Genomic DNA, 6,125 nt, shown 5'->3' with positions numbered 1-6,125 from the left:
TTTTTTTTTGGATAGAACAGTTAAAATAAGAAACAATTGTTGAATCGTCTACAAAACATTTAAAGCTAGTTGCCCCGCCTTATATGTTTTGTTCATTATTTATGATAAACACAAAAGTGTTCACGAAACATTTGGACAAAAAAAATGCCCCGAAGATAGTCGAGGCGCTAAATGTTTTCACAACGGAATAATCCTTATTGTGAATTGCTTTCGGTTTCAAAGATAAAAATAAATTTTTTATTGCAATTGATGAAACCCGTAAGGAACTTAATTTTTTTCTCTTTATTTTTAAGCAATTTCAAAAAACTCAATAATTATGACTAAAAATATACTTGGATTAGACTTGGGAACGAACTCAATTGGATGGGCGTTAATCAAACAAGATTTTGAAAATAAGCAAGGTGAAATTCTTGGGATGGGAAGTAGAATTATTCCAATGTCTCAGGATGTTTTAGGAGAGTTCGGGAAAGGTAATTCTGTTTCTCAAACCGCTGCAAGAACTGATTATAGAGGTGTAAGAAGATTGCGTAAAAGATTTCTTTTAAGGAGAGAAAGACTTCACAGAGTTTTGAATGTTCTTAATTTTCTGCCGGTGCATTATGCTTCTCAAATTGATTTTGAGAAAAGATTTGGGAAGTTCAAAGAGGATACTGAACCGAAATTGGCTTATAATAAAGAAGGATTTATTTTCAAAAACTCTTTTGAGGAAATGGTTGCCGATTTTAGAAAACATCAACCTCAACTTTTAGAAAACGATAAAAAAATCCCTTATGACTGGACGATTTATTATCTCCGTAAAAAAGCGCTTTCTAAAAAAATAGAGAAAGAGGAGTTAGCTTGGATTCTTTTGAATTTTAATCAGAAACGTGGTTATTATCAATTGCGTGGTGAGGAAGAAGAAGAAAACCCAAATAAATTGGTTGAATTTTATTCATTAAAAATTACAGATGTTTTAGCAGATGAACCTCAAAAGGGGAAATCTGATATTTGGTATTCTTTGATTTTGGAAAACGGTTGGATTTACAGACGTTCAAGCAAAACGCCTTTGTTTGATTGGAAAGAAAAAACAAGAGATTTTATTGTTACCACTGATTTGAATGATGATGGTTCAATAAAAACTGATAAAGACGGAAATGAAAAAAGAAGTTTTCGTGCACCAAGTGAAAATGATTGGACACTAGTAAAAAAGAAAACCGAGCAGGAAATTGACAAATCTCAAAAAACTGTTGGAACCTACATTTACGAAACGCTTCTTCAAAATCCGAAACAAAAAATCAAAGGAAAATTGGTTTGTACGATTGAGAGAAAATTTTATAAAGAAGAGCTCAAACAGATTTTAGAAAAGCAAAAAGAATTTCATCAGGAATTGCAAAATGATGATTTGTACAGCGATTGTGTTCATGAATTGTATCGAACTAACGAAGCGCATCAATTGACTTTGAGTAAAAAAGAAATTGTGAATCTATTTATGGAAGACCTTATTTTCTACCAAAGACCTTTGAGAAGTCAAAAAACTTCTATTTCAAACTGTACTTTGGAGTTCAGAAAATACAAGGATGAAAATGGAGTAGAGCACACGCAATTTTTAAAAGCGATTCCAAAATCGAATCCTTATTATCAGGAATTCCGCATCTGGCAATGGATTTTTAATCTTAATATTTATAAAAGAGATGATGATTCCAACGTTACAAAAGAATTTTTAAATACAACTGAAGATTTTGAAAATCTGTTTGAATTTTTGAATAACAGAAAAGAAGTCGAGCAAAAAGCATTGTTGAAACATTTTAAATTAAATGAAAAATTACATCGCTGGAATTTTGTTGAAGATAAAAAATATCCTTGCAACGAAACAAAAACTATGATTTCAACAAGGTTGGATAAAGTCGAAAATATTTCTAAAGATTTCTTTACAAGAGAAATTGAGCAGAAGATTTGGCACATTATCTATTCCGTAAATGATAAAATTGAATACGAAAAAGCTTTAAAATCTTTTGCAATAAAGCATAATCTAGATGAAAATTCTTTCTTTGAAGCATTCAAAAAATTCCCGCCATTCAAAAGTGAGTACGGCTCTTTTTCTGAAAAAGCAATTAAGAAATTATTGCCTTTGATGCGATTGGGGAAATATTGGAATGAGGATGAAATCTTAAAATATAGTGATGATTATTTTAAAAATATAGAATCTTTATTAGGTGTGCTGAAACAAAGAGATGAAAACATCTCTGACGCTGACCGCGAAAATTATAATAAAACAATAAATAATAAACTTCGTGCGGAATTAGAAAATTTTCAAAATGCGGAAATAGAATCTTTTCAAGGTTTAAGATTACATATTGCTCAATATATTCTTTATGGAAAACATTCTGAAGGAGATAATAAAAAATTCAATTCTGCAGATGATTTGGAAAAGTTTTTAAAAGAATTTAAACAACATTCACTTCGCAACCCGATTGTGGAACAAGTGATTACAGAAACGCTTCGTGTGGTAAAAGATATTTGGACAAAATATGGAAACGGAGCTAAAGATTTCTTTGATGAAATTCATATTGAATTAGGAAGAGATATGAAAAAAACAAGAGATGAAAGAGCAGATGCGACAAAAATAATAACGGAAAATGAAAATACGAATCTCCGTATCAAAGCGCTTTTGGCTGAAATGATGAATGATGTGGAAATGGAAAACGTTCGTCCATATTCACCAATGCAACAGGAGATTTTGAAAATTTATGAAGATGGAATTTTAAAATCAGATATAGAAATTGAAGATGATATTCTCAAAATAAGTAAGACGGCACAACCTTCTTCGTCTGATTTAAAGAGATATAAACTTTGGCTGGAACAAAAGTATAAATCGCCTTATACAGGACAAATTATTCCATTAAATAAATTGTTTACTCCAGAATATGAAATTGAACATATCATTCCGCAAAGTCGATATTTTGATGACAGTTTTAGCAATAAAATCATTTGTGAATCGGCGGTTAATAAATTGAAGGATAATTACATTGGTTTAGGTTTTATTAAACAATTTGGTGGTACTATCGTTGAATGTGGTTTTGGAAAAAATGTAAAAGTTTTTGAAGCAGAAGAATATGAAGATTTTGTGAAAAAACATTATGCCAACAATCGGGGAAAAAGAAACAAACTTCTTTTGGAAGAAATCCCCGAAAAGATGATTGAGCGACAGATGAACGATACGCGACACATCAGCAAGTATATTTCAGGTGTTCTTTCAAATATTGTTCGTGTAGAAGATGGAAGCGATGAAGGTGTGAATTCTAAAAATATAGTTCCCGGAAACGGAAAAATTACCACCCAGTTGAAACAGGATTGGGGTTTGAATGATGTGTGGAATGAATTAATTCTCCCACGTTTTGAAAGAATGAATCAACTGACCAATTCAACAGATTTTACTGCGTGGAATGAAAATCATCAGAAGTTTTTGCCAACTGTTCCAATTGAATTTTCGAAAGGATTTTCAAAAAAAAGGATTGACCATCGCCATCACGCTCTGGATGCTTTAATTATTGCCTGTGCTACGAAAGACCACGTAAATTTATTAAACAATCAATCAGCAAAATCTGATACTAAACGTTACGATTTGAAAAAGAAACTGATGAAGTTTGAGAAAGTGGTTTACAATCATCCACAAACAGGAGACAGAATCGAAAGGGAAGTTCCGAAACAATTTTTAAAACCTTGGGACAATTTCACGTTTGAAGCGAAAAATAATCTAGATAAAATCATTGTAAGCTTTAAACAAAACCTTCGTGTGATTAACAAAGCGACTAATTATTATGAAAAATTTGTGGAGAAGGATGGTGTGAAAACCAAAGAAAGAGTAGAACAGAAAGGAACAAATTGGGCGATAAGGAAATCATTGCACGAGGAAACTGTTTCTGGTAAGATAGATTTACCTTGGGTAGAAACGAACAATGGAGAATTCATAACTGCTACAAGAAAATCTCTGGATGCAAGTTTCAATTTGGAAAAAATCAAGAAGATTACGGATACTGGAATTCAGAAAATCCTCAGAAATTATCTAAAGGCAAAAGATGATAATGCAGAATTAGCTTTCTCACCAGAAGGAATTGAGGATTTGAACAAAAACATTGAAAAGTACAACGACGGCAAATCACATCAACCTATCGTTAGAGTTCGTGTCTATGAAAAAGGAAAAGGAAGATTTGCCTTAGGACAAACTGGAAATAATATTGATAAATATGTTCAAGGTTCTCCTAATTTATTTTTTGCAATATATAAAGATGAAAATGGGAAAAAAAGTTATGAAAGTATTCGTTTAGATATTGTAATTGAAAGAATGAAACAAGGTTTGCAAGCAGTTCCTGAAACAAATCCAAATGGAATTTCTTTGTATCAAAACTTGTCTCCATTAGATTTAGTTTACATTCCAACAGAAGATGAAATAGAATCACCACATCTTATTGATTTCACAATATTGAATAAAACAAGGTTGGAAAGGATTTATAATGTAAATGATTTCTCGGGCTACACAATTTATTTTAGTCAAAATTCATTTGCTAAAAATATTTATCCAAAAGAAATGGATATGACTTGGAACGAAAAAAAGCAAAAGCCTTCAGGTTCATTTGATTCTAAAACAGCTTCTTATAATAAGAAATCTATAAAAGACATTTTTATTAAATTAAAGATTGATCGTTTAGGAAACATCTCAAAAGTATCAAATACATTATGATCACCCGCTCCATATACATTGGTAATCCCGCTTATCTCAAGCTCAAAGATGAGCAAATGTACATTATGGAACCTTCCTCAAACGAGATGAAAGGAAAAGTTCCGGTGGAAGATTTGGGTTTGCTGATGTTGGATCATTTTCAGATTACCATTTCCCATCAACTCATTCAGAAAATGATGGGAAATAATGTTGTAGTGGTCAGTTGCGATTCTCATCATTTACCGCACGGAATTATGTTGCCACTTTATGGTCACACTGAACATTCTGATAGGGTAAAAGACCAATTGGAGGCGAGCGAACCTCTCAAAAAACAACTCTGGAAACAAACCATAGAATGCAAAATTGAAAATCAGAAAGAAGTGCTTTGTCGATTAGGAAACTATTACGAGCCGATGATTGATTATAAAAGCAATGTTAAAAGTGGCGATATTACCAATATGGAAGGTATTGCTGCACAACACTATTGGAAGTATCTCATCAGTTTGGATTTCCTCAGACAGCGTTTTGGAGATTCGCCAAATCAGTTTTTTAATTTTGGTTACGCTGTTCTTCGAAGTATTGTAGCAAGGTCAATTGTAGAAACAGGATTGCTTCCTGTCCTGGGAATTTTTCATAAAAATAAATACAATCCCTATTGCCTTGCCGATGATTTAATGGAGCCCTACCGACCTTTTGTAGATCTTTTGGTCATGCAATGGCTTGAGAAAAATCCCGAGATTGAAGAATTAACCAAAGAATTCAAAGCCCACATCCTGCAGATTGCCACAAAAGATGTGCTGATAGACACGAAAACAAGACCCTTGTTGGTGGCGGTAAAATCAACCGCTTCTTCGCTTTACAAATGCTACACAGGAGAAAAACGTTTAATTTCTTTTCCTGAATTAATTTAAAACTGCCCATAAAACAACCTTCCCTTTAGAGGTAGTTTTGGGAAAGGCCTATGAATGCCGAAAGGTTTAACGCTTACAGAATTATGTGGGTTTTAGTATTGTACGACTTGCCGACAGAGACAAAAACGAATATGCGGGATGCCAGTAAATTCCGTAAAGGTTTGCTGGATGATGGTTTTACGCTTTTTCAGTTTTCAATGTATGTTCGCCACTGTCCGAGTCGTGAAAATGCTGAGGTACATATTAAAAGAGTGAAATTTATGCTTCCAAAAGCTGGTAAAGTAGCTATTATGTGCATTACAGACAAACAATTTGGTGATATCGAAATTTTCTTTGCCCGAAATAGAGAAGAACCGCCGCCGACTTTCCAACAGCTCGAACTTTTTTAGCTGCATGTCACTACGAGAAACGAAGCAGTCTTGACTTAGAAATAGAAATATCCACTATTGTAATTCTTTCATTAAGTAAAAAAGCAAAAACAGTATTTCTAAAACAAAAACAAACCCTCTGAAAAACAG

Annotated in this window: 3 protein-coding genes; all 3 read left to right on the top strand. The window is 32.8% G+C overall.

The window, feature by feature from the left end; genetic code table 11:
• Window positions 1-316 precede the first annotated feature (316 nt).
• From cas9 to cas2, 3 genes are read left to right on the top strand one after another with little or no spacing between them, the layout of a single operon-like run.
• Window positions 317-4,717, top strand: a complete 4,401-nt coding sequence (cas9, locus tag ASG21_RS19655; RefSeq protein WP_056084960.1) for a type II CRISPR RNA-guided endonuclease Cas9 — start codon at window positions 317-319, stop codon at window positions 4,715-4,717.
• The gene (cas1, locus tag ASG21_RS19650; protein WP_056084957.1) at window positions 4,714-5,607 is read left to right on the top strand and encodes a type II CRISPR-associated endonuclease Cas1; all 894 of its coding nucleotides are present in this window, start codon (window positions 4,714-4,716) and stop codon (window positions 5,605-5,607) included. The genes cas9 and cas1 overlap by 4 nt, the downstream gene beginning before the upstream one ends.
• Window positions 5,608-5,657: 50 nt before the next feature.
• A complete protein-coding gene (gene cas2 / locus ASG21_RS19645; RefSeq protein WP_056084954.1) occupies window positions 5,658-5,996 on the top strand; it encodes a CRISPR-associated endonuclease Cas2 in 339 nt (112 codons plus the stop codon).
• Window positions 5,997-6,125: the final 129 nt, after the last annotated feature.

Origin of the sequence: Chryseobacterium sp. Leaf394 (assembly GCF_001424105.1) — a bacterium.
In the GTDB taxonomy this organism is placed as follows: Bacteria; Bacteroidota; Bacteroidia; order Flavobacteriales; family Weeksellaceae; genus Chryseobacterium.
The sequence above is the reverse complement of the archived record's forward strand: the minus strand, read 5'-3'. Positions and strand labels throughout refer to the sequence as shown.

Excerpts from the sequence above, each read along its gene's own strand:
- cas1 (WP_056084957.1), top strand. The coding sequence starts at position 4,714 with ATGATCACCCGCTCCATATACATTGGTAATCCCGCTTATCTCAAGCTC.
- cas2 (WP_056084954.1), top strand. The coding sequence starts at position 5,658 with ATGAATGCCGAAAGGTTTAACGCTTACAGAATTATGTGGGTTTTAGTA.
- cas9 (WP_056084960.1), top strand. The coding sequence starts at position 317 with ATGACTAAAAATATACTTGGATTAGACTTGGGAACGAACTCAATTGGA.